24 protein-coding genes are annotated in these 24,940 nt (G+C 33.5%); 21 read left to right on the top strand and 3 right to left on the bottom strand.

Annotated features, from left to right (window positions below; all coding sequences use genetic code 11):
* Position 1: 1 nt before the first annotated feature.
* From pyrE to MT340_RS08225, 3 genes are all read left to right on the top strand, one after another.
* Positions 2 to 610: an orotate phosphoribosyltransferase gene (gene pyrE, locus MT340_RS08235; RefSeq protein WP_103297895.1), complete on the top strand. Its 609-nt coding sequence runs from the start codon at positions 2 to 4 to the stop codon at positions 608 to 610.
* 29 nt (positions 611 to 639) lie between these two features.
* Entirely contained in the window at positions 640 to 867 is a 228-nt protein-coding gene (locus tag MT340_RS08230; protein ID WP_243589528.1) for a hypothetical protein, read from the top strand.
* A gap of 383 nt (positions 868 to 1,250) precedes the next feature.
* A complete protein-coding gene (locus tag MT340_RS08225; RefSeq protein ID WP_243589527.1) occupies positions 1,251 to 1,655 on the top strand; it encodes a VOC family protein in 405 nt (134 codons plus the stop codon).
* 818 nt (positions 1,656 to 2,473) lie between these two features.
* Here MT340_RS08225 and MT340_RS08220 read toward each other — a convergent pair.
* On the bottom strand, positions 2,474 to 4,171 hold the full coding sequence (locus MT340_RS08220; protein ID WP_243589526.1) for an Rqc2 family fibronectin-binding protein: 1,698 nt from the start codon (positions 4,169 to 4,171) through the stop codon (positions 2,474 to 2,476).
* A gap of 158 nt (positions 4,172 to 4,329) precedes the next feature.
* Between MT340_RS08220 and gmk the strand changes: the two genes are divergently transcribed.
* The 5 genes from gmk (at position 4,330) to MT340_RS08195 (ending at position 9,584) form a co-directional block, all read left to right on the top strand.
* Positions 4,330 to 4,953 (top strand): guanylate kinase, encoded by a 624-nt coding sequence (gene gmk, locus MT340_RS08215; protein ID WP_243589525.1) that lies wholly within the window; start codon positions 4,330 to 4,332, stop codon positions 4,951 to 4,953.
* Positions 4,953 to 5,165, top strand: coding sequence for a DNA-directed RNA polymerase subunit omega (gene rpoZ, locus MT340_RS08210; RefSeq protein ID WP_103297890.1), 213 nt, complete (start codon positions 4,953 to 4,955; stop codon positions 5,163 to 5,165). Before gmk ends, rpoZ begins: the two co-directional genes overlap by 1 nt.
* 201 nt (positions 5,166 to 5,366) lie before the next feature.
* Positions 5,367 to 6,566 (top strand): bifunctional phosphopantothenoylcysteine decarboxylase/phosphopantothenate--cysteine ligase CoaBC, encoded by a 1,200-nt coding sequence (coaBC, locus tag MT340_RS08205; protein WP_243603751.1) that lies wholly within the window; start codon positions 5,367 to 5,369, stop codon positions 6,564 to 6,566.
* A complete protein-coding gene (priA, locus tag MT340_RS08200) occupies positions 6,566 to 8,974 on the top strand; it encodes a primosomal protein N' (RefSeq protein ID WP_243589523.1) in 2,409 nt (802 codons plus the stop codon). The genes coaBC and priA overlap by 1 nt, the downstream gene beginning before the upstream one ends.
* 187 nt (positions 8,975 to 9,161) lie before the next feature.
* The gene (locus tag MT340_RS08195) at positions 9,162 to 9,584 is read left to right on the top strand and encodes a hypothetical protein (protein ID WP_243589522.1); all 423 of its coding nucleotides are present in this window, start codon (positions 9,162 to 9,164) and stop codon (positions 9,582 to 9,584) included.
* A 50-nt stretch (positions 9,585 to 9,634) separates the two neighbouring features.
* Here the strand turns inward: MT340_RS08195 and MT340_RS08190 are convergent, their stop codons facing one another.
* Positions 9,635 to 9,838, bottom strand: a complete 204-nt coding sequence (locus MT340_RS08190; RefSeq protein WP_243589521.1) for a TM2 domain-containing protein — start codon at positions 9,836 to 9,838, stop codon at positions 9,635 to 9,637.
* A 178-nt stretch (positions 9,839 to 10,016) separates the two neighbouring features.
* On the opposite strand from MT340_RS08190, the gene MT340_RS08185 reads away from it, so the two are divergent.
* From MT340_RS08185 to MT340_RS08145, 9 genes are all read left to right on the top strand, one after another.
* Entirely contained in the window at positions 10,017 to 10,505 is a 489-nt protein-coding gene (locus tag MT340_RS08185) for a peptide deformylase (protein WP_243603750.1), read from the top strand.
* A complete protein-coding gene (gene fmt, locus MT340_RS08180) occupies positions 10,498 to 11,430 on the top strand; it encodes a methionyl-tRNA formyltransferase (protein WP_243603749.1) in 933 nt (310 codons plus the stop codon). The genes MT340_RS08185 and fmt overlap by 8 nt, the downstream gene beginning before the upstream one ends.
* Entirely contained in the window at positions 11,427 to 12,734 is a 1,308-nt protein-coding gene (gene rsmB, locus MT340_RS08175) for a 16S rRNA (cytosine(967)-C(5))-methyltransferase RsmB (RefSeq protein WP_243589519.1), read from the top strand. Before fmt ends, rsmB begins: the two co-directional genes overlap by 4 nt.
* A 1-nt stretch (position 12,735) precedes the next feature.
* Positions 12,736 to 13,830, top strand: a complete 1,095-nt coding sequence (gene rlmN / locus MT340_RS08170) for a dual-specificity RNA methyltransferase RlmN (RefSeq protein ID WP_243589518.1) — start codon at positions 12,736 to 12,738, stop codon at positions 13,828 to 13,830.
* 5 nt (positions 13,831 to 13,835) lie between these two features.
* Complete coding sequence (locus tag MT340_RS08165) at positions 13,836 to 14,579, top strand: Stp1/IreP family PP2C-type Ser/Thr phosphatase (protein WP_243589517.1); 744 nt, start codon at positions 13,836 to 13,838, stop codon at positions 14,577 to 14,579.
* Entirely contained in the window at positions 14,576 to 16,663 is a 2,088-nt protein-coding gene (gene pknB / locus MT340_RS08160; RefSeq protein ID WP_243589516.1) for a Stk1 family PASTA domain-containing Ser/Thr kinase, read from the top strand. Before MT340_RS08165 ends, pknB begins: the two co-directional genes overlap by 4 nt.
* A gap of 211 nt (positions 16,664 to 16,874) precedes the next feature.
* The gene (gene rsgA, locus MT340_RS08155) at positions 16,875 to 17,750 is read left to right on the top strand and encodes a ribosome small subunit-dependent GTPase A (RefSeq protein WP_243589515.1); all 876 of its coding nucleotides are present in this window, start codon (positions 16,875 to 16,877) and stop codon (positions 17,748 to 17,750) included.
* On the top strand, positions 17,750 to 18,394 hold the full coding sequence (gene rpe, locus MT340_RS08150; protein WP_243589514.1) for a ribulose-phosphate 3-epimerase: 645 nt from the start codon (positions 17,750 to 17,752) through the stop codon (positions 18,392 to 18,394). The genes rsgA and rpe overlap by 1 nt, the downstream gene beginning before the upstream one ends.
* Before the next feature lie 5 nt (positions 18,395 to 18,399).
* Positions 18,400 to 19,038, top strand: a complete 639-nt coding sequence (locus MT340_RS08145) for a thiamine diphosphokinase (RefSeq protein WP_243589513.1) — start codon at positions 18,400 to 18,402, stop codon at positions 19,036 to 19,038.
* An 81-nt stretch (positions 19,039 to 19,119) separates the two neighbouring features.
* Here MT340_RS08145 and rpmB read toward each other — a convergent pair whose 3' ends face one another.
* Complete coding sequence (gene rpmB / locus MT340_RS08140) at positions 19,120 to 19,308, bottom strand: 50S ribosomal protein L28 (RefSeq protein WP_103297877.1); 189 nt, start codon at positions 19,306 to 19,308, stop codon at positions 19,120 to 19,122.
* Between the two features lie 342 nt (positions 19,309 to 19,650).
* On the opposite strand from rpmB, the gene MT340_RS08135 reads away from it, so the two are divergent.
* The 4 genes from MT340_RS08135 (at position 19,651) to recG (ending at position 24,902) form a co-directional block, all read left to right on the top strand.
* On the top strand, positions 19,651 to 20,025 hold the full coding sequence (locus MT340_RS08135; protein WP_243603748.1) for an Asp23/Gls24 family envelope stress response protein: 375 nt from the start codon (positions 19,651 to 19,653) through the stop codon (positions 20,023 to 20,025).
* Positions 20,026 to 20,039: 14 nt separating this feature from the next.
* The gene (gene fakA, locus MT340_RS08130) at positions 20,040 to 21,698 is read left to right on the top strand and encodes a fatty acid kinase catalytic subunit FakA (protein WP_243603747.1); all 1,659 of its coding nucleotides are present in this window, start codon (positions 20,040 to 20,042) and stop codon (positions 21,696 to 21,698) included.
* Positions 21,699 to 21,891: 193 nt separating this feature from the next.
* Positions 21,892 to 22,647 carry a thermonuclease family protein gene (locus MT340_RS08125; RefSeq protein ID WP_243589511.1) on the top strand — a complete coding sequence of 252 codons (756 nt, stop codon included), beginning with the start codon at positions 21,892 to 21,894 and terminating at the stop codon, positions 22,645 to 22,647.
* Positions 22,648 to 22,850: 203 nt separating this feature from the next.
* The gene (gene recG / locus MT340_RS08120; protein ID WP_243589510.1) at positions 22,851 to 24,902 is read left to right on the top strand and encodes an ATP-dependent DNA helicase RecG; all 2,052 of its coding nucleotides are present in this window, start codon (positions 22,851 to 22,853) and stop codon (positions 24,900 to 24,902) included.
* Positions 24,903 to 24,940 lie beyond the last annotated feature (38 nt).

Here is a 24,940-nt window from a genome sequence, read left to right as displayed (position 1 = left end):
GATGGCAAAAAACATTGCGAAATCATTATTAGATATTGAAGCAGTTACATTATCACCAAACGATTTATATACGTGGAGTTCTGGTATTAAATCACCTATCTATTGCGATAACCGCGTGACATTAGGTTATCCTGAAGTGCGTGAAGCAATTCGCGATGGCTTAAGTCAATTAATCACTGATAAATTTGATGGTGTTGAGATTGTTTCAGGTACTGCAACAGCTGGTATTCCTCATGCTGCTTATATCTCTGAAAAGTTAAATTTACCAATGAACTATGTACGTTCTAAAAGTAAAAGTCATGGTAAACAAAATCAAATCGAAGGTGCTCAAAGTAAAGGTAAAAAAGTAGTAGTAGTGGAAGATTTAATTTCAACTGGTGGATCATCAATTACAGCAGTAGAAGCTTTACAAGAAGCAGGTGCTGAAGTAGTAGGTGTAGTAGCTATTTTCACTTATGGTTTAGCTAAAGCGGATAAAATGTTTAAAGACATTGGTGTACCTTTCTATACATTAAGTAACTATAATGAATTAATCGAAGTAGCTCGTGAAGAAGGTCAAATTTCTGAAGAGGATATTCAAACATTAGTTGATTGGAGAGACAACTTATAATAAGCTATGTCTAAAGGGGGTAGTGGATAGTGACTACTGAAAAAGAGAAAAATCATTTTTATACTAAGATGAAACATGTAAATGATTTTTTATATAGTGAACATAATTTTAAAACCCCAGACCATACACTAACGATTGATGAAAGTATTGAAAGCATCAAGAATGAAAGCAAACCCACAAACATGGAAGCTTTCGAACATACAATTGACTTTTTCAAAAAAGCAAAAGAAAAATTACGTCAAAAAGGCGAAATTTAAAAGACAAAGTGGTATATATTACGACGCTCGTTTGTAACCAGACATAGTCGTATATGTACCATTTTTTTATAAAAGAAAATAACGCCAATGAGCGCGTCCTCTCATGGCGTTTAAATGTATCCAACTCATAATATTAACGAATAAAAATTTTAATTAAAACCCAGCCTATTAATAACACAATAACCATAGATAATAGGGGGATAAGAAAATGCATCATTGTGAAGAGCCTCCAATTTAACTTTACTTAATTGTAACGATAAAACGCAATAAGTCAAAAAATTAAGTTTTAGAAACTATCTGGTTTGGATGGAAATTTTGTTAAATTACTAATAATTAGTTTAAAATAATAATGTGAACATAAAGAAAAACGTAGGGGGATTATCATGGAAATACCTAAAATAACAACATTTTTAATGTTTAATAATCAAGCTGAAGAAGCGATTAATTTATATACAAGCTTATTTGAAAATAGTGAAATTCTAACTATGGTGAAATATGGAGAAGAAGGCCCGGGTGTGCCAGGTACAGTGCAACATTTTATTTTCACTTTAAATGGTCAAGTATTCATGGCTATTGATGCCGATAATGGGGAAGACATTCCTATGAACCCATCAATTTCATTATATATCACTGTAGATAATGCGATGGAAATGGAACGTTTATTTAGCGGATTAAAAAAAGAAGGCGCTATTTTAATGCCTAAAACAGCAATGCCACCATTCAGAGAATTTGCTTGGGTACAAGATAAATTTGGCGTAAGCTTCCAACTAGCTTTACCAGAAAAATAAATTAGATTATGTAATTTCATCTTAAAATATAAGGCACTTTGCAAATTTTGTTTAACGATAAATAAAATATGCGAAAGTGCCTTTTTGTGTATAAATTTAAAAACACTTTATATACTTAAAGAAAGATAATTTTTAAATGAGTAGTGAAAAGTAATTGTAAGATACTAAGTAAGTAGTAGTTTTAATAAATCTAAATGTTATAGTACGCAGATAAGAAATTCTATTGAGTAATTGGAGATGTATTGTGAGGCAGTATGTGAGATAGATTAGTAATGAACGTAAGTGTTCAACACTTACGTAAGTAGTTCTAAGGTAGATTACGAAGTGTAGTTGTGAAGACTCCTATGCTAATTATTAATGAACCTAAGTGCTATAGCACTTAGGTAAGTAGTTCTAAAATGGATAATGGAACGTAGTTGAGCGCGGGGCCCCAGCAAAGAGACTTTCGCATAGAAAGTCTACAAACAAAGCAAGCTGGGGAGAGAGTATGGGAGCAGGTTATCAATGAACGTAAGTGTTCAAACACTTACGTAAGAAGTTCTAAGATAGATAACGAAACGTAGTTGAGTGACGCCTAAGGGAGCAGGATGAGTGTCGAGACCGTGGCTCGACCCAGCCCCCTAGGCAAGCATCTCAACTTAAGTGTAATGTCAATCCATTTAAGAACTGCTTTACAAGACTACAGGCTTGAGCCTTTCCCACCGGAAAGCGTAACAACTTAAACAAGTGAATATCTATCTAAGAACTACTTTCAATTAATCAAAAAAATATCCACGTTATATGCAATTTATAACGTGGATATTCCTTCTTATACTTTACTATTTTTGTTTCATGCTTTGGATTTTATCGTAATCAGGCGTAGCAAAAAGTGTTTTTTGATTATCATATGTGACGAAACCAGGTTTCGCACCTGAAGGTTTATGAACATTTCGAATTTCAGTATAATCCACTGGTATTTGTCCAGAGTTACCTGCTTTAGAGAAGTAACCCGCTATCATTGCTGCTTCTTTAATCGTTTGCTCACTAGGCGCATCATTTAAAATCACCACGTGAGAGCCTGGTATATCTTTCGTATGGAACCAAATATGAGATTTTTGCGCCTTACGATTCGTTAAATAATCATTTTGCTTATTGTTTTTACCAACTAATATCGTATCTCCATCGGTTGAAAGATACGTTTGAAGTTGAATCTTTTCATTTTTCTTCTTCTTAACATTTTTACGTTGCTTCATAAAGCCTTGTTCAGCTAATTCATCTCTAATATCATCTATCTCGTTCACTGTAATATGTTCCAGTTGTTGTTCAATATTAGCGAAGTAATCAATATTTTCACGCGTTAATTTAATCTGATGATCAAGTTCTCGTTCACGCGTTTTCATGCGGTTATACTGCTTATAATAATATTGCGCATTTACAGAAGGAGACTTCGTTGGATTTAAAGGAATAGTCACTTCTTCATTAGTATAGTAATTCAGCGCAGTGACAGACTCATCACCTTGTTTAATACGGTAAATATTTGCTGTAATGAGCTCACCATATAATTGTTGCGTATCCTTATCTTTCGCACCTTCGTATTCATCAACTAATTTACTTAATTTGTGTTGTTGTTTTTGAAGTTGTTGTTGAACAAAGCGCACTAAATCATTTGCACGTTGTTTCACTCTTTCTCGTTCACCACGCGCATCATAAAAACGATCTAATAAGTCATGTAATGAATCATAAATCACGGCATCATCTTGGAACTGTTTGAGTTTCATAAAGTAGAAATCTTCTTTGCCCGTTTCATGATTTTTATGAAAAATAGGTACAGGTTCCTGACGTGTTTGTTCCATTACTTCATCGTATGCTTTAGGTAAAGTGTCAGAAGTCATAAATTGATAACGGTCGACAATTTCATTTGTAATTAAAGGACTAAATCCTTCAAATGTCGTTAATAATTGTTTCGCAATTTTACCACTATTAAAATCAATATGTTTTAATGCGTCTTGCCCATCCATTTCAAATGGGTTGATTTTATTTTGCGTAGGAGGCGCATCATATTGGAAGCCAGGCATTACTGTACGATATTGGTTAGTATTAGGCGTCAGATGTTTAAATCCTTCAATAATTTTATAATTTTCATCCACTAAAATGAGGTTACTATGTTTACCCATTATTTCAAGAATGACAGTACGATTAATCGTGTCACCAATTTCATCTTTACTTTCGACGTCAATTTCTACGCGTCGGTCATTCCCGATTTGACGCACCGCTTTAACAATGCCACCTTCTAAATGCTTACGGAATACACGTGCAAACATAGGTGGATTAAATGGATTATCGTATTTTTTATTAGTTAAATGCATTCTTGAAAAGCTTGGATGTATTGATAATAATAAGTGATGGTTTTTACGATTTTGTCGTACAATCATAATTATTGTGTCGTTTTCTGGTTGATTAATTTTGTGAATTCTACCAGAAACTAGAAATTGTAGTGAGTCTACTATTTTATTAGTAAATAAGCCATCGTATGCCATAATTAATTTCCACCTTCAATTTTTTCATTCATTATATTGTAACATGGCAAAATCATAGCGTCATGATTTAAGTTTGTCGTTCTCACTCTATACAATTCATTCCTCAATGTGATATTATATTTAAATAATAGAAGAATAGCTTAGAGAGGTCGTAAGGCATGGATAATGAAAAAGGATTACTAATCGTTCTTTCAGGTCCTTCAGGAGTAGGTAAAGGAACTGTTCGTAAAGAGATATTTGACGATCCAACTACATCATATAAGTACTCTATCTCAATGACTACACGTAACATGCGCGAAGGAGAAGTTGATGGTGTAGATTACTTTTTTAAAACGAAAGAAGAATTCGAAGCGTTAATTCAGGAAGATCAATTTATTGAATATGCCGAATATGTAGGGAATTATTATGGCACACCTGTACAATATGTTAAAGATACTATGGAAGCTGGACATGACGTATTTTTAGAGATTGAAGTAGAAGGGGCAAAGCAAGTAAGAAAGAAATTTCCTGACGCATTATTTATCTTCCTTGCACCGCCAAGCCTAGACCATTTGAGAGAACGTTTAGTTGGGCGAGGCACAGAATCTGATGAAAAAATTCAAAGCAGAGTTAATGAAGCACGTAAAGAAGTGGAAATGATGAATCTTTACGACTATGTTGTCGTTAATGATGAAGTAGAGTTAGCCAAACAACGTATTCAATCGATTGTTGAAGCGGAGCATTTAAAAAGAGAACGCGTAGAAGCTATATATAGAAAAATGTTATTGGAGGCAAAAAAATAATGTTAAACCCACCTTTAAATCAATTACAATCAAAAATTAATTCTAAATACTTAATTGCTACGACTGCAGCTAAGCGTGCACGTGAATTAGATGAAAAACCAGAAACAGCTTTATTAAATGGTTATCATTCAGCTAAACCAGTTGGACAAGCATTAGAAGAAATTGCTAATGGTAAAATTGAACCTGAATATCCAGATGATTTTTACGCATAAGTTTAGCGTTTAAATAATTTTAAAATTCATAAATTAGTATTAATTTGTGAGACTATAATAAAAAGATTCGCACACCTTACATTAAATGATTCATTCATTTTGCTAGGGTGTGTGTTTTTAATTATTCGACTGATTTGTGTATAATTAATTTAATGTAAAAACCTATTTAATAAACGAAAAAAGTAAGGGAGAAAGCCGATTATGAAACACATTCTACTCGCCGTAACAGGTGGGATTGCAGCTTATAAAGCAATTGATTTAACAAGTAAGTTAACACAAGCTGGTTACGATGTAAGAGTTATGCTTACAGATCATGCTCAAGAATTCGTAACACCCTTAGCGTTTCAAGCTATTGGTAGAAATCCAGTTTACACGAGTACTTTTAAAGAAGAGAATCCTCAAGAAATTCAACATGTGGCACTAGGAGATTGGGCTGATGCGATTATAGTAGCACCAGCTACTGCCAATATAATTGCTAAATTGAGTGTAGGCATTGCTGATGATATGGTTACGTCTACGCTGTTAGCTACTGAAACACCTAAATTTATAGCGCCAGCGATGAATGTACATATGTATGAGAACCCACGTACGCAGCGTAATATTGAGGTGCTTAAATCAGATGGATATCACTTTATTGAGCCTGGTGATGGTTTCTTAGCGTGCGGTTATGTGGCAAAAGGAAGAATGGAAGAACCGCTACAAATTGTAAGTGTTCTTAACGATTATTTTAAACAACAACAACACATTCAACATAGTAGCTTCACTGGTAAGCATGCACTAGTTACAGCGGGACCTACAGTAGAAGTAATTGACCCAGTCCGTTTTGTTTCAAATCGTTCTTCTGGAAAGATGGGATTTGCAATTGCCCAAGCCTTACGTGATCGTGGCGCGCATGTAACATTAGTTACTGGTCCTACTCAATTAGAGGATCCAACTGGGATACAGGTTATCCATATTGAAAGCGCGGAAGAAATGTTTCAAGCGGTAACACAACGCTATGCAGAACAAGATATTGTAGTGAAAGCAGCGGCAGTGTCAGATTATACGCCTACACAAGTATTAGATCAAAAGATGAAAAAGCAAGAAGGGGATTTATCAGTCACTTTTAAGCGTACTAAAGATATATTAAAATATTTAGGTGAACATAAAACACACCAATATTTAGTAGGTTTTGCTGCAGAAACACAAAATGTTGAAAAGTATGCACAAGACAAATTAAAGCGCAAGAATGCAGATGTTATTATTTCAAATAATGTAGGCGACCAATCCATTGGTTTCAAATCCGATGATAATGAATTAACGATGCATTTTAAAAACGGTGAGATGCACAGTATTAAGAAAGGGAAAAAAGTGCAATTAGCTCAACAAATTTTAGATATATTAGAAACTAGGTGGCAATAATGATTGCAAAGGTCATTGTAGATGTACCTTCTAAAAGTGTAGATTTTAAGTTTGACTATCTTGTACCTAAAAATTTAGAAGAGTTTATACAAGTTGGCGTTAGAGTTATCGTTCCATTTGGGCCTCGAACAATTCAAGGCTATGTTATGGATATTCAGTCGCAACCAAGTGAAGATATTGACCTTCAAAAGCTAAAAGAAATTAAAGAAGTTCAAGATATACGTCCAGAATTAACGCCTGAATTAATACAATTAAGTGAATGGCTCAGTTATTCTCATGTGTCTAAGAGTATTTCTGTGCTTGAAGCAATGTTACCTAGCGCAATTAAGGCAAAATATACAAAAGTGTTTGAAGTTGTAAAACATAATGACATGGAAGAAGACCTTTTAAAATATTTTGATTCAAAAGGGCATTATAAATATAAAGATGCGCAAAAAAATAACCACTTGCCGGTGCTAAATAATTTACTCAAAGAAGGTATCGTTCAAGAAGTAACATTGTTATCTCAAAACACTAGTAAAAAAATGCAAAGAGCGGTTCGTATTCTTGATGACTATAATCCTGATGAAGTACTGGCATTGCTAGAAAAATCCATGAAGCAATACGATGTGTATGCTTTCTTATTAGATGAACAACATAAGACGGTTTTTCTTAAAGATTTAGAAGAAATGGGATTTTCAAAATCAAGTATTGATAGTCTTGTCAAAAAAGGGTTTATTGAAAAATATGATGCTGAAGTAGAACGTGATCCATTTGCAGACCGTATTTTTGAAAGGGAAGACAAACGTACATTAACGCAAGAACAAGAAATGGCATTTAAACAAATCAAAACAACTATTGATGGAGAACAACAGCGTACGTTCTTATTACATGGTGTTACTGGTTCAGGGAAGACAGAAGTCTACTTACAAACTATTGAAGAGGTGCTTAATAAAGGACAACAAGCCATGATGTTAGTACCTGAAATTGCGTTAACACCACAAATGGTTTTACGTTTTAAACGTCGTTTTGGGGATGATGTTGCCGTGCTTCATTCAGGTTTATCAAATGGAGAACGCTACGATGAATGGCAAAAAATTAGAGACGGAAGAGCGCAAGTAAGTGTAGGCGCGCGTTCAAGTATTTTCGCGCCTTTTAAAAATATAGGCATTATTATTATTGATGAAGAGCATGAATCAACTTACAAACAAGAAGATTATTCGCGCTACCATGCGCGTGATATTGCTGAATGGCGTAGTCGTTATCATAACTGTCCGTTAGTGCTAGGAAGTGCAACGCCAAGTCTGGAATCGTATGCTCGTGCTGAAAAGAATGTATATCAACTTTTAACATTGCCTACTAGAGTGAATCAACAAGCTTTACCTTCAATTGATATTATTGATATGCGAGAAGAATTAAGTTCAGGTAACCGTTCCATGTTCTCAAATGAATTGCGTGAAGCGATTCAAGACCGTTTGAATAAAAGTGAACAAATCGTATTATTCTTAAATCGTCGGGGATATGCATCATTCATGTTATGTCGTGATTGTGGTTATGTTCCTCAATGCCCTCATTGCGATATTTCGCTCACCTATCACAAAACAACGGATCAGTTAAAGTGTCATTATTGTGGTTATCAAGAAACGCCACCTAATATATGTCCTAACTGTGAGAGTCCCCATATTCGTCAAGTGGGTACAGGGACACAACGTGTAGAAGAAATTTTACAACAGGAATTTGAAGAAGCACGTATTATTCGTATGGACGTAGATACCACATCGCGTAAAGGTGCACATGAGAAATTACTTACGGATTTTGAAAAGGGCAAAGGCGATATCTTATTAGGTACGCAAATGATTGCGAAGGGCTTAGACTATCCTAATATTACATTGGTAGGCGTACTTAATGCCGATACTATGTTAAATTTGCCTGATTTCAGAGCAAGTGAACGGACATACCAATTATTAACTCAAGTGTCAGGTCGAGCTGGGCGTCATGAAAAACCAGGGAAAGTTATTATTCAGACATATAATCCGAAACACTATGCTATTGAAGATGTACGACAAAATGATTATTTAACGTTTTATCAAAAAGAAATGGAATTTCGAAAAATAGGAAAATATCCACCATATTACTTTTTAATTAATTTTACAATTACGCATAAAAATATGAAAAAAGTGATGGAAGCGTCAAAACACGTTCATCAAGTGTTGTTACAACATTTAACAGATAAAGCTTTAGTGTTAGGACCATCTCCAGCAGCTATAGCACGTATTAATAATGAACATCGTTTCCAAATTCTTGTTAAATATAAACGTGAGCCAGAGTTGCTTAAAGCATTACAATACTTAGATGATTACTATCATGAAGCTTACATGAAAGATAAATTATCCTTGAAAATTGATATTAACCCTCAAATAATGATGTGATGAAATTGTCGAGTTTTTCTAGTAGATAAAAAATATGCAAAGGTGTAAAATGTAATTTAAATTAGAGCGTAGTATGTCGCTAAAACGCAATGTTTAATTTACCATTAATTATTCTATGTCATTAAAGCATCTAGAAAATTCACATCACTGTAAGCACTTGGCATTTTAATAATGGAGGATGACCGCTATGGTTGAAGAAAAATACGTCGGCACCAAAGCATTTGAGGAATTTAAAGAAGATGTTGATTCAAGATTTAATCATCTTGAAGATAAAATCAACAAAACTGAGTCAAGACTTAGTGAGAAAATAGATAATGTCGAGCTAAGACTTGATCAAAAAATTGATAATGTGGAACAAACATTAACTCAGCGTATCGATAATGTGGAACAAAAGTTAACCCAACATATTTTAAACGTGGAAGAAAAATTAAGTCATAAGATAGAAAGTAATTATGAAGAGTTAAATTTAACCATTCAAAACATGATGTTTCAAATTAAAGAAGAAGTTTATAAAAAACATGTTGCTGATATACGTTTTGTAATTCCAACTATTATAAGTGTATTGGCAATTGTTGTTTCGATTATATTGTTTATTCTTAAAATAAATTAAAAGTTACGCTACAGAGCATCAACTCTGTAGCGTAACTTTTTATAAATAGTCTACATTACTACGTTACCATTTTCATCGGCAGGTCTGAGTAATGTTAAGATTGCGCTAATAATAGCGATAATATGTGGAATACCTGTCCAGAAGAATGCTAAATGTAAAATGCCTGACATATTTTTACCTGCATAAAATTTGTGAACACCGAAACTACCTAGAAATACAGCTAAAACGATATAGATGATTTTGTTTACTTCCATTATAAAGACACCTCCCATCTTCTTTTTATTTTATTCCTTCTTACTTACTATTTTAATGATATCGAATTTAAATGCAATTGATACCAATCTATTCAGTGTTAATTTCAGTCTAAGGTCGCAATTCAATTTGAATTAAGTTATAATAATATGATGAATTTTTTCAGGAGGAGCATACATTATGGCGATACAAAAATTAGTCCAATCTACGCATCCTGTATTAACTAAAAAAGCACAACCCGTAACACAATTTGATGATGTATTAAAAGATTTATTATTAGATATTGAAGATACGCTATACGCTGAAGAAGCATCTGCATTGAGTGCACCACAAATAGGAATTAGTAAGCAAGTAGCGATGATTGATATGGAATTAGAAGGGTTATTACAACTTGTTAACCCTGTGATTAAATCTGAATCAGCTGAAAAAATAACTGACTTAGAAGGTTCTGTGAATTTACCTGGTGTATATGCAGAAGTAGAACGTAGTAAAATGATTACAGTAGAAGGTAATGATTTAGAGGGAAATAAAATAGAATTGACTGCCTATGATGATGTGGCACGCATGATATTACACATTGTCGATCAATTAAATGGCATGTTATTTACAGAACGTGCTAAGAAAGTATTAACCGAAGAAGAAGTGGAGGCGTATTTTGAAAATGAGTAAAATAATTTTTATGGGAACACCTGATTTTTCAACAAAAGTATTAGAAATGTTAATTGCAGAGCATGAGGTTATCGCAGTCGTTACTCAACCAGATAGACCAGTTGGACGTAAACGTGTGCTAACGCCGCCCCCAGTTAAAAAAGTAGCTCAAGCGCATGAGATACCAGTTTATCAACCTGAAAAACTTAAAGATTCAGAGGAACTAACAACATTATTGAGCCTCGACCCAGATTTAATTGTAACTGCCGCATTTGGTCAGCTATTGCCTGCAAGTTTATTAAACTTACCTAAAAAAGGTGCTATCAATGTTCACGCCTCACTATTACCAAAATATCGCGGTGGTGCACCTATTCACCAAGCGATTATTGATGGAGAGAAACAGACTGGTATCACGATTATGTATATGGTAAAAAAATTAGATGCTGGTAATATTATTTCTCAAAAAGCGATTGATATTGAGCAAGATGATAACGTAGGAACAATGCATGACAAATTAAGTTTCTTAGGTGCCGATTTATTAAAAGAAACATTACCCTCAATTATTGAAGGAACGAATGATAGTATTCCTCAAGACGATGCAAAGGCTAGTTTCGCTTCAAATATTAGCAGAGAAGATGAGCGTATTGATTGGACGAAATCAGCACAAGATGTTCATAACCACATTAGAGGATTGTCGCCATGGCCAGTAGCTTATACTAAGATGGATGACACAAACTTAAAACTATTTGCTGCTCATATTATTGAAGGTAAAAAAGGTGAACCAGGACAAATTATTGAAACGACTAAAAAAGCAATTATAGTTGGTACAGGTTCAGATGATGCTATAGCATTAACAGATATTCAATTAGCAGGGAAAAAACGTATGTTAGTAAGTAATTACTTAAGTGGCGTGCAAGAATCTCTAGTTGGGAAAACATTGGTATGACACAAACAGTGAGAGAACTAGCGTTTCAAGCTATTCAAGATATATTAAATGATAATGCGTATAGTAACTTAAAGATTAACGAAATACTGTCTAATGAGGAAATATCTTCTATTGATAAACCTCTTTTCACAGAATTAGTTTATGGTACGATAAAACGTAAATTAACATTAGATTTTTATTTGAAACCTTTTATTAAAACAAAAGTAAAAGGCTGGGTAAGACAACTACTGTGGATGAGTTTATATCAATATGTTTACTTAGATAAAGTGCCTAATCATGCCATTATTAATGAGGCTGTAGATATCGCAAAACGTCGTGGTGGCCCTCACAATGGTAATATAGTAAATGGTATTTTAAGAACAATTTTCAGAAGCGATTTACCTAGAATCGATACTATTAAAAATGAAAAGCAACGTATGTCTATTCAATATAGTGTTCCGAAGTGGATTATTGAACATTGGATTACACACCATGGTGTGGAACAAACGCATAAAATTGCCAATGCGTTTCTACATCAAACTGCGAATACAGTAAGAGTTAATACGAGTCGAATTAGTCCTGGAGAAATGGTAGCACGTTTACAAGATGAAGGTTACGAAGTTGAAATAGATAATATCATTCCATACTGTTTACATTTAAAAGGTAAACCAGTGGTAGAGGCATTAGCATTTAAAGAAGGACTTATCTCAATTCAGGATAAAAGTTCAATGTTTGTGGGCTATTTCATGGATGTGGAACCTAATGATGAAATTTTAGACGCATGTAGTGCACCGGGAGGCAAAGCATGTCATATGGCAGAACTATTGTCGCCAAATGGTCACGTTGAGGCGACAGATGTTCATAAGCATAAAATTGGTTTAATCAAAGAAAATATTAAAAAATTACAACTTAAGAATATAACAACATTTGATCATGATGCTACAACACCCTATAAAGGTATGTATGACAAAATTTTAGTGGATGCACCTTGTAGTGGACTAGGTGTATTGAAACATAAGCCAGAAATCAAATATGTACAATCTCAACAAAGTATTAATGACTTAGTTGAATTACAACTCGAGATATTAGACAATGTAAAAGGTAACTTAAAGCCTGGAGGTACACTTGTTTATTCAACGTGTACGATAGAGCAACTTGAAAATGAGAATGTGATTTATACTTTCTTAAAACGTAATAAAGAGTTTGAATTTGAGCCTATTACACATCCAATAAGTGGAGAACAAGTCAAAACGTTACAAATTTTACCCCAAGACTTTGATTCAGATGGATTTTTCATAACTAAAATAAAAAGAAAGGAAAGTTAAGATGATAACTGCTGAAAAAAAGAAGAAAAATAAATTCTTGCCTGATTTCGATAAACAATCAATCTATTCTTTAAGATTCGATGAAATGCAAGAGTGGTTAGTTGAGCATGGTCAACAGAAATTTAGAGCGAAACAAATTTTTGAATGGTTATATCAAAAACGCGTAAATAGTATTGATGAGATGACGAACTTATCTAAAGATTTACGCCAAGTATTAAAAGACAACTTTGCTATGACAACGTTGACTACCGTAGTCAAACAAGAAAGTAAAGATGGTACGATTAAATTCTTATTTGAATTACAAGACGGTTATACAATTGAAACAGTATTAATGCGTCATGATTACGGTAATTCTGTTTGTGTAACAACACAAGTAGGTTGTCGCATTGGTTGTACATTCTGTGCCTCTACATTAGGAGGATTAAAACGTAACTTAGAAGCGGGAGAAATTGTTTCTCAAGTATTAACTGTACAAAAAGCGTTAGATGCTACAAACGAACGCGTTTCTCAAATTGTTATCATGGGAATTGGCGAACCATTTGAAAACTACGATGAAATGATGGACTTTTTACGAATAGTCAATGACGATAATAGTTTAAATATCGGTGCTCGTCACATTACGGTTTCAACGTCAGGTATTATTCCACGTATTTATGATTTTGCGGAAGAAGATATTCAAATCAACTTTGCTGTAAGTTTACATGCAGCGAAAGACGAGATACGTTCAAAATTAATGCCTATTAACCGTGCTTATCATGTAGATAAGTTAATGGAAGCGATTAAATACTATCAAGAAAAGACAAATCGTCGTGTTACCTTTGAATATGGTTTGTTTGGAGGCGTTAATGACCAATTAGAACACGCTCGTGATTTAGCGCATCTAATTAAAGATTTAAATTGCCATGTCAATTTAATACCTGTTAACCATGTTCCAGAACGTAATTATGTAAAGACACCAAAAGATGATATTTTTAAATTTGAAAAAGAATTAAAAAGACTCGGCATAAATGCTACGATTAGACGTGAACAAGGTGCCGATATTGATGCAGCATGTGGACAATTAAGAGCTAAGGAACGACAAGTAGAAACGAGGTAATCAAAATGTTAAACGCACAATTTTTCACAGATACTGGACAACATAGAGATAAGAATGAAGATGCAGGAGGTATTTTTTATAACCAAACCCACCAACAACTATTAGTATTATGCGATGGCATGGGTGGTCATAAAGCAGGAGAAATTGCAAGCCAGTTTGTTACTTACGAACTTCAAAAACGCTTTGAAAATGAAAACTTTATTGAGTTCGAGCAAGCAGAAACTTGGTTGCGTTTGACTTTAAAAGATATAAATCGTGATCTATTTGAGTATGCTCAAAGTCATGAAGACTATAAAGGCATGGGCACAACATGTGTCTGTGCACTTGTCTTCGATAAGAAATTAGTAGTGGCCAATATTGGAGATTCTAGAGCTTATCTCATTAGTACAAGACAAATAGAACAAATTACGCATGATCATTCATTTGTTAATCATTTAGTAATGACAGGACAAATAACTGAGGAGGAAGCATGGTCTCATCCTCAACGTAACATTATTACTAAGGTGATGGGTACAGATAGACGTGTTAACCCTGATGTGTTTATTAAACGTTTTAGTTATTATGATTACCTTTTATTAGCGTCAGATGGCCTTACAGATTATGTAAGAGAAGCACGTATTTTAGAAGCGTTAAGTGAATCATTATCACTTGAAGAACATGGTAATCAGTTAATTCAATTAGCGTTATATCATCGTTCTAAAGATAATATTAGCGTGCTATTAGCAGCTATTGAAGGTGATAATGTATGATAGGAAAGTTAATTAGTGAGCGCTATAAAGTGATAGATAAACTTGGTGGCGGTGGAATGAGTATTGTTTATCTTGCAGAAGATACAATTTTGCAGCGAAAAGTAGCTATTAAAGCAATTTCCATCCCACAGAATGAAAAAGATGAAACGATGCGTCGTTTTGAAAGAGAAGTTAACAACGCTACGCAATTAATTCATAAAAATATCGTTGAAGTCTATGATGTAGATGAAGAAGAAGAATGTTTTTTTCTCGTTATGGAGTATATTGATGGACCAACGCTTTCTGAATATATACATAGCCATGGACCACTAAGTATTGATACGGCAATTAATTATATTGATCAAATTTTAAAAGGTGTGCAACAAGCGCATGAAAAACGTATTGTACATAGGGACATTAAACCCCAAAATATTTTAATAGATAAAAATAAAACATTAAAAATATTTGATTTTGGTATTGCTAAAGCACTTAGTGAGACTGCTATGACACAAACTAACCATGTCCTAGGCACAGTACAATATTTATCACCTGAGCAAGCAAAAGGCGAAGCAACAAATGAAACAACTGATATTTATTCAATTGGGATAGTACTATATGAAATGCTTCTTGGTCATCCACCATTTAATGGTGAAACAGCTGTCAGTATTGCAATAAAGCATATTCAAGAATCTATTCCCAATGTGACAGATAAAAGACAAGACGTCCCTCAATCGCTAAGTAATGTTGTATTAAAGGCAACTGCTAAAAATCCAACACATCGTTATCAAAGTATAAGTGAAATGAGAGAGGACTTAAGCAGTGTATTAGTTTCAAGTCGCGTAAATGAAAAAAAACATACGCTTGAAAATGATGAGAAAAAAACAGTTCCTATTAATAAAAATGAAATTAAAGATAAATTACAAGAAGAGAATGCTAAGAAAAATATTGCACAAACCATGCAAATTCCTATTGTTAACAGCCCTCTATATCAAACTGGTGAAAATCATATTTTTGAACCATCACCTAAAAAACGTTCTAGGAAGAAAAAAATTGTTATTGCATTGATTTTACTTTTTCTTTTAATAAGTTTATTCGGTTTTATAGCGATAGGTATGTTTGGCGATAAGTACTCTGAAATGCCAGACTTAACTGGTAAAACAGAAAAAGAAGCAGAAAAATTGTTGCGTAAGTCCCATTTAGAAATTGGTAACATTTCACGTGAATATAGTGATACATATCCTGAAAATAAAATTACAAAATCTACACCAAAAGCGGGTGAAAGGATTAATCAACATGACAAAGTTGATATTGTTCTTTCAAAAGGCCCTGAACGCGCTAAAATGCCTAATGTTATCGGGATGAAAAAAGACGAAGCAGTCAATGAACTTAAAGGATTAAAATTAAATAATATTTCAATTCAACAAGAATATAATAATCAAATTCCAAAAGGTAGTATTGCGCGTCAAAATATTGATCCTGATAGTGATGTAAAAGTAAATGATCATCACATTGTATTAATAGAGTCTTTAGGTGTGAAGAAAGTTTATGTTAAAAACTATGAGAATAAAGATTATCAAATTGCCAAAAAAGAATTGGAAAAAAACAGATTGAAAGTTGAAATATCTGAAGCATTTAACAACGATATTAAAAAAGGCAAAGTTATTTCTCAAACGCCTAAAAATACCCAAGTAAACGAAGGTAGCATCATCCATCTCACTGTTTCTAAGGGGAAAGATGATAAGAAAGATGACAAGAAAGATGACAATGATAGTGTAGATAAAGAAAATAGTAAGGATAGCAAAGACGAAGAAGATAATAAAAAGAATGAGTCACAAGAAAAAAGTGATGATTCGAAAGATACCGCAGATATAAAAAACTATAATGAAACATATACAATACCCTATACTGGAGAAGATAATAAAAGTCAAAAAGTTCAAGTATACGTAAGAGATAAAAATAATAGTGGTACAAGTGCTATTCAAACGTACTCCATTACTAATGATAAAACGGTATCAATTCCTTTAGCAATTGAAAAAGGGACATCAGCTGGCTATACTATTAGAGTAGATGGTAAAGTCGTCGCAGATAAAGATATTTATTACTAATATTGTTTCAATAAAGATTGATAATATCAGTCTCAAAGTGATTTTGAAAGTATGTCGTAATCACTTTGAGGCTTTTTTATAATTTTAAAATTCAACTATAAATAAATTATGTAAACTATAGTATTAATAACACCTTTTAACTCTAACTTAGAATATTCATTCACATTTTGCTATAATATGTAATTATAAATATAAGACAAGAGGTGTCATTTTGGAGACTGGACGTATTATTAAATTAGTAAGTGGCGTTTATCAAGTAGATGTAGAAGGAAAATTATATAATACTAAACCACGAGGTCTATTTAGAAAGAAAAAGTTTTCTCCTATTGTGGGTGATATTGTAGATTTTGATATTCAAAACATAGATGAAGGGTATATTCATCATGTACATGATCGACGTAACGCTTTAAAACGTCCGCCAGTAAGCAATATTGATGGCTTAATTATAGTGATGAGTGCAGTAGAACCTGAGTTTTCAACACAGTTATTAGATCGATTCTTAGTCATTGCACATTCTTATGACTTAGCGCCAAGCATATTAGTTACAAAGAAAGACTTAGCATCAAAAGCACAAATTGAATATATTGAATCATTATTAACTAATTATAAATCTATCGGGTATAATATCCAATTTGTCGGTAAGGACTCTGATAAAAGCGATGTCGTTGCTTCATGGCCTAATGGGTTAATAGTTTTAAGTGGGCAATCTGGTGTAGGTAAATCAACATTTATCAATACATTTAATCCTGAACTAAATCTTGAAACGAATGACATATCGAAATCGCTTAACCGTGGTAAACACACTACACGACATGTAGAATTGTTTGAAAGAGGGAATGGCTTCATAGCTGATACTCCCGGGTTTAGTGCTTTAGATTTCGATCATATTGAAAAAGATGATTTGAAACATTATTTCATCGATATTGATAACTACGGTGAGCAATGTAAATTTAGAAATTGTAACCATATTAAAGAACCTCAATGTAATGTAAAACATCAATTAGATGACGGTCATTTACCACAATTCCGTTATGACCATTATCTTCAATTATTCAATGAAATTTCTAATAGAAAGGTTAGATATTAATGAGAAGAATATATCCTTCGCTATTATCAGCAGACTTTTTAAATTTAAAAAATGAAATTGCTTTATTAGAAGAAGCTCAAGTAGATGGCTTGCACTTTGATGTAATGGATGGACAGTTTGTGCCGAATATTTCTATTGGCTTGCCTATTTTAGACGCCGTACGTAGTGTTACTCATCTTCCAATTGATGTCCATTTAATGATTGAGAACCCTGAACAATATATTGAAACTTTTGCTGAGCATGGTGCTGATATGATTTCAATTCATGTAGAAGCAACACCTCATATTCATCGTGCGTTACAAATGATTAAAAATACTGGTAAAAAAGCAGGTGTTGTGATTAATCCTGGCACACCAGTGGAAGTATTAATGCCTATTTTAGAAATGATTGATTACGTATTAATTATGACGGTAAATCCAGGCTTCGGTGGACAATCATTTATAGAAGCTTGTGCAACTAAAGTGAGACTATTACGTGACATAAGAGAATCTTCGGCATTGCATTTTGACATTGAAGTAGATGGTGGCATTAATGACGAAACGATTCAAATATGTGCAGAAAATGGTGCTACTATGTTTGTGACTGGATCATATTTCTTTAAACAAGATGATTATAAAAAAGTTACGCAACAATTGAAAGGCTGATTGATATGAGAATCAATTTACTTTGTGGAGATAGACATTTACCGCAGGATATATTTAATAATATGCAAGATGTGGATTGGAGTGGCATCGATAGAGGTACTTTGATACTTACTAATCATCAAATTATCCCTAAATTCACAGTAGGTGATTTCGATTCGGTAACTGATGAAGAAAGAAAACGTTTAAAAGAAACGCTTGATATTCATCCGGTTAAAGCAGAAAAAGATGATACTGATTTAGCACTTGGTGTCGACGAAGCAGTACAACGAGGCTATAATGAAATTTATATTTTTGGAGCAACTGGTGGACGTTTAGATCACTTTATGGGGATGCTTCAAATTTTGTTGAAACCCATTTATTCTGAAAAACAAATAAAAATAATCGTAGTTGATCGACAAAATGAGATTCAATTATTAAATCTTGGTATACATAAGATTGAAAAGTCTGCGGCTTATAAATACGTATCTTTTATTCCAGTAAACGGAGAAGTAACTTTGACGTTAAAAGGGTTTAAATATAATCTTCAGCATCAACATTTAGAAATTGGTTCTACATTAACCATTTCTAATGAAGTCAAAGACCCAATTGCGCATATCAATATCGAAAATGGCCAAGTACTACAAATGAGAAGTAAAGATTTATAACACTAACATTCATCACAATAAAATTTAGACATAAAAAATGCCTTCACCACATATGAAGGCATTTTTTGTGCATTATATTTATTAAACTCTAGTAACTTTACCAGATTTTAAAGCACGCGCAGAAACCCAAACTTTTTTAGGTTTTCCGTCAACTAAAATTCTAACTTTTTGAAGGTTAGCATTAAATCTACGTTTGTTCGCATTTAAAGCGTGTGAACGATTGTTACCAGTCGATGCTTTACGACCTGTTACGAAACATTGTTTACCCATCAAAGTACCTCCTTTAATAAATATAAATACACTTGACTACTTATATACTTTACTAAGATACCACAGATTAAATATTAAAGCAATAAAATAAAATGTATTTTAACTTAAATGTTTTGAAATCTTTAAATTATGGTATAATTGTAAGCTGAGGAGTTATGTAACACATCTTAAAGTAATTCAATTATTTGATTATGAAGTAAAAGTGATATTCAATGTATAAATAAAGTGTAGATTGTAGACGCATGTACATACTGTAAATGACTGAAAGAATTAGTCTATAATCTGAGTGTAGTTTCTTTAAAATTAACGTCATTTTAACCATAATTCAGGAGGAATAGGAAGATGACAATAGAAATCTCAAATGACTATGGCAAAATAGATATTTCAAATGAAGTAATCGCATCAGTAGTGGGTAGTAAAGCAGTTGAAAGTTACGGAATAGTAGGTATGGCATCTAGACAACAAGTGAGAGATGGCATTGCTGAAATATTAGGCCATGAAAATTATGCTAAAGGCATTATTGTTAAGGAAAATAATGGCGTGATTGACATCGATATGTATATTATCGTGAGTTATGGTGTGAAAATATCTGAAGTAGCGAATAACGTTCAATCATCCGTAAAATACACATTAGAACACTCATTAAATCTCAAAGTAAATTCAATTAATATTTTTGTACAAGGCGTACGACTTAATAACAAGGGCAAGAAGGTATAGGAGGATTAAGCACGATGATTAGCACAATTAACGGTAAATTATTTGCCGATATGATTATACAAGGGGCACAAAATTTATCTAATAACGCAGATTTAGTGGATTCCCTAAATGTTTATCCTGTTCCAGATGGCGATACAGGAACAAACATGAACTTAACCATCACTTCAGGGCGTGAAGAAGTTGAGAATAATTTATCAAATAGTATTGGTGAATTAGGTAAAACATTCTCTAAAGGACTATTAATGGGCGCACGTGGTAATTCCGGCGTGATTTTATCACAGTTATTTAGAGGTTTTTGTAAAAATATCGAACAAGAACAACATATTAATGCGCAACAATTAGCGAGTAGTTTCCAAGCTGGGGTAGATACTGCCTATAAAGCAGTAATGAAACCTGTTGAAGGAACAATTCTTACAGTTGCTAAAGATGCAGCGAAAGCAGCTATCAATAAAGCTGAAGAAACAGATGACTGCGTTGAAGTTATGGAATACACAATTGTAGAAGCTGAAAAATCTTTAAATAATACACCAAACTTATTAGCTGTGTTAAAAGAAGTAGGTGTCGTTGATAGCGGCGGTAAAGGCTTATTATGTGTATATGAAGGCTTCTTAAAAGGTCTCCAAGGTGAAACAATTGAAGCTAAGAAACCTAAATTAGATACAGATGACTTAGTGCATGAAGAACATGATTTTCATGGCGTTATCAATACTGAAGATATTAAATATGGCTATTGCACTGAAATGATGGTTCGTTTTGGAAAAGATAAAAAAGAATTTGTCGAACAAGAATTTAGAAATGACATGAGTCATTTTGGTGATTCTCTACTCGTTATTAATGATGAAGAAATTGTCAAAGTTCATGTTCATACTGAAACACCAGGTGAAGTGTTTAACTATGGTCAACAATATGGTGAATTAATTAAGTTAAAAGTTGAAAATATGCGTGAACAACATCGTGAAGTTATTCGTAAAGAACAACAAAATCAACATACTGAAAAAGATGAAACACCAAAAACAGTAGAAACAGCTATTATTGCGATTTCTATGGGTGAAGGTATTTCAGAATTATTTACTTCAATGGGTGCAACACATATTATCAGTGGTGGACAAACAATGAACCCGTCTACTGAAGATATTGTTAAAGTCATTGAACAATCACAATGCCAACGTGCGATTATTCTTCCTAACAATAAGAATATTAGAATGTCGAGTGATCAAGCAGCCGAACTAGTTAAAGCAGATACTATTGTTATTCCGACAACATCTATCCCTCAAGGTATTGCGGCACTCTTCCAATATGATCCATCATCTACATTGGAAGAGAACCAGTCTCACATGACTACTTCGCTTGAAACAGTTAAATCTGGATCAATCACATTTGCAGTGAGAGATACTAAAATTGACGGCGTAGAAATTAAAAAAGATGAATTCATGGGCTTAGCAGAAAGTAAGATTGTTACTAGTAATGCTGATGAATTTGCAACTATTAAAGGCCTACTATCTGAATTATTAAATGAAGATAGCGAAATTTTAACTGTTATTGCTGGTGAAGAAGCTAGTGAAGACATGACAAGCCAATTAATAGAATGGGTTGAAGCAGAATATCCAGATGTTGAAGTGGAAGAACATGATGGTGGCCAACCTATTTATCAATATTTATTCTCAGTTGAATAGATTTTAAAAGTTTTAGATGGTAAGAGTAAATTTGCTCTACCATCTTTTTTATTTTTTGAAAATTAAGCAGACCTACGCTTTTTAAGTTTCAATAATATGTAAAATTTAAATACTAGAAAAATTTACAAAAATTTATATTTATATTTTCTAAAATTAGTATAAAATATATTTGATGAAACTTAGGAGGATAGAGATGAGAAATTCAAGTTTAGTTATTAAAACATTCATTATCACTTTAATTAGCGTAATAGCATTAACATTAGGAACTAGTTATACATATGATGCTCATATTGCAAACGCGCAAACGTCACTAAAAAAAGAACCAGCAAAATTTGTTAGAGGCGTTGATGGGGATACTGTTCAATTATTATATAAAGGTAAAAAAGCAACGTTCAGATTATTGCTAATTGATTCACCTGAAACGAAAGATCCACGTAAACCTGTTCAGAAGTATGGTCCAGAAGCAAGTAAGTTTACTACTCGTATGATGGCGAACGCACGAAATATCCAAGTACAGTTTGATAAGGGACAACGCACTGATAAATATGGTCGTTACTTAGCTTATGTATATGCAGATGGTCAAATGGTAAATAATGCTATTGTAAGACAAGGTTTAGCTAGAGTAGCTTATGTTTACCCACCAAATAATACTTATGTACAAACGTTATATGCAAGTCAATCTAGAGCACAGGCCGAAAAGTTAAACATTTGGAGTACACAATCAACTAAATCAACTACTAAATCGACAACTAAGACTAGTGCAGTACCTAAAACTACAAAACCTAGCACTTCAGTACCTAAAACTACAAAAACTACTGCACCACAATATTTTAAAAATTGTACAGCTATGAGACAAACATATCCAAATGGTGTAAGTAAAAACCATCCAGCTTATCGTCCAACATTAGATAGAGATAAAGATGGATGGGCATGTGAAGTAAGTAGATAATTAAATAGTAATTGAGAAAACCTGTCTTAGAAAGCAGGTTTTCTTTTTTTATGACTATAATTTAATTATGTAAATTAAAGATAATAAATATCTAATTTCCTCTCTCCTTATTATTACTCATTTTCAAAAAGCGTTAACTATCATTAATACGGTTAAACCATGTTAAAATAGAGATAAGATTATAAATATTAGGTGAGAAAACGATGTCTAAAGTCAATTTAATAGAGAGTCCATATCCGCTTCAAAATATTAAAGGACTTGGACCTAAAAGAATGGCATTATTGCATGAATTAAACATTCATACTGTCGAAGATTTAATACTATATTTGCCGACAAGATACGATGATAATACGATAGTTGATTTAAATATGGCAGAAGACCAATCTACTGTAACGGTAGTGGGTCAAGTTTACTCAGTACCAACCGTGGCATTTTTCGGGAGAAATAAATCGAAGTTAACGGTACATCTTATGGTAGATAATATTGCAGTGAAATGCGTCTTCTTCAATCAACCATATTTAAAAAAGAAAATTGAACTACATGGCACAGTAACAGTCAAAGGGAAATGGAATCGAGCGAAACAAGAGATTAATGGTAATCGTATGTTCTTTGATGCCCAAGCGCAAGATACTGAAGAAGTGAAGCTAGAGCCAGTGTACCGAATTAAAGAAGGCATTAAGCAAAAGCAAATGCGCGATATGATTCATCAAACATTAAATGATGTAACTATTCATGAATGGTTAACGGATGATTTAAGAAATAAATATAAATTAGAAAGGTTAGATTATACGATTAAAACAATGCATCAGCCGAAAGATAGAACCGAGTTAATGCGCGCACGTAGAACATATGCGTTCACAGAATTATTTATGTTTGAGTTAAGAATGCAATGGCTTAATCGAATAGAGAAGACGTCTGATGAAGCAATTGAAGTTAATTACGATATCAAAAAAGTAAAAGCATTTATTGATACATTACCATTTGAATTAACTGATGCTCAAAAAACAAGTGTCAATGAAATATTTAGAGACTTAAAAGCGCCGATAAGAATGCATCGTCTATTACAAGGGGATGTAGGTTCAGGTAAAACCGTCGTCGCAGCAATTTGTATGTATGCATTGAAAACGGCTGGTTACCAATCTGCGCTTATGGTACCTACCGAAATTTTAGCAGAACAACATGCCAATAGTTTAACGGAACTGTTTGGAGACTATATGAATGTCGCTTTATTAACGGGTTCTGTAAAAGGAAAAAAACGTCGTGCCTTAATAGAACAATTGGAAAATGGTACGATAGATTGTTTGATTGGAACACATGCGTTGATTCAAGATGATGTTATTTTCAATAATGTGGGATTAGTAATCACCGATGAACAACATCGCTTCGGAGTAAATCAACGTCAGATGTTAAGGGAAAAAGGCGCTATGACTAATGTCTTATTCATGACGGCAACACCAATTCCGAGAACTTTAGCTATTTCAGTATTCGGTGAAATGGACGTGTCTTCAATTAAGCAATTACCTAAAGGACGTAAACCCATCATCACCAATTGGGCGAAGCATGAACAATATGAACAAGTGTTAGCGCAAATGACTTCTGAATTGCAAAAAGGCAGACAAGCATACGTTATCTGTCCTTTAATTGAAAGTTCTGAACACCTTGAAGATGTGCAAAACGTTGTAGCCCTTTATGAATCACTACAAGCGCATTATGGCAAAGGCCGTGTAGGACTACTTCACGGCAAAATGCCAGCAGATGAAAAAGATGAGGTCATGACACGATTCAGTGAACATGAACTAGATATTCTTGTTTCTACGACGGTTGTAGAAGTAGGGGTTAACGTGCCAAATGCTACATTCATGATGATTTATGATGCGGATCGTTTCGGCTTATCAACGTTACATCAATTAAGAGGACGTGTAGGTCGAAGTGAACATCAAAGTTACTGCGTATTAATCGCATCGCCTAAGACTGAAACAGGAATTGAACGTATGACAATTATGACGCAAACGACAGATGGGTTTGAGTTAAGTGAACGTGATTTAGAAATGCGCGGTCCTGGTGATTTCTTTGGCGTGAAACAAAGTGGTTTACCTGACTTTATGGTGGCCAATATAGTGGAAGATTATCGCATGCTTGAAGTAGCGCGTGATGAAGCTGCTGAGTTAATTCAATCAGGTGTCTTTTTCACAGATGCTTATGAACATTTGCGTACGTTTATTGATGAGAATTTGCTACACATGAGCTTCGATTAAATGACTGTAGACAAGCCTCTTTCACTCTAAAGTACCAC

It is taken from the genome of Staphylococcus sp. NRL 16/872, assembly GCF_022815905.2.
Lineage (GTDB): Bacteria > Bacillota > Bacilli > Staphylococcales > Staphylococcaceae > Staphylococcus.
Note: the sequence above shows the minus strand (reverse complement) of the source record. Positions and strands in the feature narration are given on the sequence as shown.

Coding starts and splice junctions, on each gene's coding strand:
- recG (WP_243589510.1), top strand. CDS start 22,851: ATGTCTAAAGTCAATTTAATAGAGAGTCCATATCCGCTTCAAAATATT.
- MT340_RS08190 (WP_243589521.1), bottom strand. CDS start 9,838: ATGGAAGTAAACAAAATCATCTATATCGTTTTAGCTGTATTTCTAGGT.
- MT340_RS08185 (WP_243603750.1), top strand. CDS start 10,017: ATGGCGATACAAAAATTAGTCCAATCTACGCATCCTGTATTAACTAAA.
- pyrE (WP_103297895.1), top strand. CDS start 2: ATGGCAAAAAACATTGCGAAATCATTATTAGATATTGAAGCAGTTACA.
- MT340_RS08165 (WP_243589517.1), top strand. CDS start 13,836: ATGTTAAACGCACAATTTTTCACAGATACTGGACAACATAGAGATAAG.
- rlmN (WP_243589518.1), top strand. CDS start 12,736: ATGATAACTGCTGAAAAAAAGAAGAAAAATAAATTCTTGCCTGATTTC.
- rpe (WP_243589514.1), top strand. CDS start 17,750: ATGAGAAGAATATATCCTTCGCTATTATCAGCAGACTTTTTAAATTTA.
- rsmB (WP_243589519.1), top strand. CDS start 11,427: ATGACACAAACAGTGAGAGAACTAGCGTTTCAAGCTATTCAAGATATA.
- fmt (WP_243603749.1), top strand. CDS start 10,498: ATGAGTAAAATAATTTTTATGGGAACACCTGATTTTTCAACAAAAGTA.
- MT340_RS08225 (WP_243589527.1), top strand. CDS start 1,251: ATGGAAATACCTAAAATAACAACATTTTTAATGTTTAATAATCAAGCT.
- priA (WP_243589523.1), top strand. CDS start 6,566: ATGATTGCAAAGGTCATTGTAGATGTACCTTCTAAAAGTGTAGATTTT.
- MT340_RS08195 (WP_243589522.1), top strand. CDS start 9,162: ATGGTTGAAGAAAAATACGTCGGCACCAAAGCATTTGAGGAATTTAAA.
- coaBC (WP_243603751.1), top strand. CDS start 5,367: ATGAAACACATTCTACTCGCCGTAACAGGTGGGATTGCAGCTTATAAA.
- MT340_RS08135 (WP_243603748.1), top strand. CDS start 19,651: ATGACAATAGAAATCTCAAATGACTATGGCAAAATAGATATTTCAAAT.
- rpoZ (WP_103297890.1), top strand. CDS start 4,953: ATGTTAAACCCACCTTTAAATCAATTACAATCAAAAATTAATTCTAAA.
- MT340_RS08145 (WP_243589513.1), top strand. CDS start 18,400: ATGAGAATCAATTTACTTTGTGGAGATAGACATTTACCGCAGGATATA.
- MT340_RS08125 (WP_243589511.1), top strand. CDS start 21,892: ATGAGAAATTCAAGTTTAGTTATTAAAACATTCATTATCACTTTAATT.
- fakA (WP_243603747.1), top strand. CDS start 20,040: ATGATTAGCACAATTAACGGTAAATTATTTGCCGATATGATTATACAA.
- gmk (WP_243589525.1), top strand. CDS start 4,330: ATGGATAATGAAAAAGGATTACTAATCGTTCTTTCAGGTCCTTCAGGA.
- rpmB (WP_103297877.1), bottom strand. CDS start 19,308: ATGGGTAAACAATGTTTCGTAACAGGTCGTAAAGCATCGACTGGTAAC.
- MT340_RS08220 (WP_243589526.1), bottom strand. CDS start 4,171: ATGGCATACGATGGCTTATTTACTAATAAAATAGTAGACTCACTACAA.
- pknB (WP_243589516.1), top strand. CDS start 14,576: ATGATAGGAAAGTTAATTAGTGAGCGCTATAAAGTGATAGATAAACTT.